We start from the raw sequence: 626 nt of genomic DNA, 5'->3' as shown, positions 1-626 counted from the left end.
GAAGATCCTACTCCACTGATTTGTCAGGGAAGTTGGCAGGGACAAATCCTGCAGTCACCACTAGGTGATGAAGGGTTTGGATATGACCCTATATTTTGGGTGGCCGAAACCGATTGCACAGCGGCAGAGCTTTCACCTGAACAGAAACATGCGATTAGTCATCGTGGTAAAGCCATGCGTCAATTTATGGAAGAATTTAAATATACCCGTCATCAACCTTAATCGACATCACATGTTCACAACGCATTCAATACCACAGTTATTCAGCCTTGCAGACTAAAACCATTCAGGCTGATAGTGCCATGTTCAACTTCACTGCTTTGCCACCGCTAAGCCTGTATATCCATGTGCCCTGGTGCGTACGTAAATGCCCCTATTGCGATTTTAATTCACATCAGGCCGGTGAAACGATTCCTGAAACAGCCTATATCGACGCATTGATACGGGATCTCGAACAGGATCTTCCTCTGGTCTGGGGACGTACAATTCAAAGCATATTTATCGGCGGTGGTACCCCCAGTCTGTTCAGTGCTGAAGCCTACGACCGCTTATTTTCCGCTTTGCGTGCGTTATTGCCTATCCGTGCCGATGCGGAGATTACTCTGGAAGCCAACCCCGGTACCTTT

General features: G+C 47.4%; 2 protein-coding genes. Both read left to right on the top strand.

The annotated features are described in order from the left end of the window. On the top strand, positions 1 to 222 hold a 222-nt coding region (locus tag B3O33_RS02390), incomplete at its 5' end, for a non-canonical purine NTP pyrophosphatase (RefSeq protein ID WP_292362852.1). A gap of 80 nt (positions 223 to 302) precedes the next feature. After that, the coding region (locus B3O33_RS02385; RefSeq protein WP_292362856.1) for a radical SAM protein at positions 303 to 626 on the top strand (324 nt) is incomplete at its 3' end.

The organism is Methylophaga sp. UBA1464, from assembly GCF_002325665.1.
Classification (GTDB): domain Bacteria; phylum Pseudomonadota; class Gammaproteobacteria; order Nitrosococcales; family Methylophagaceae; genus Methylophaga.
Note: the sequence above shows the minus strand (reverse complement) of the source record. Positions and strands in the feature narration are given on the sequence as shown.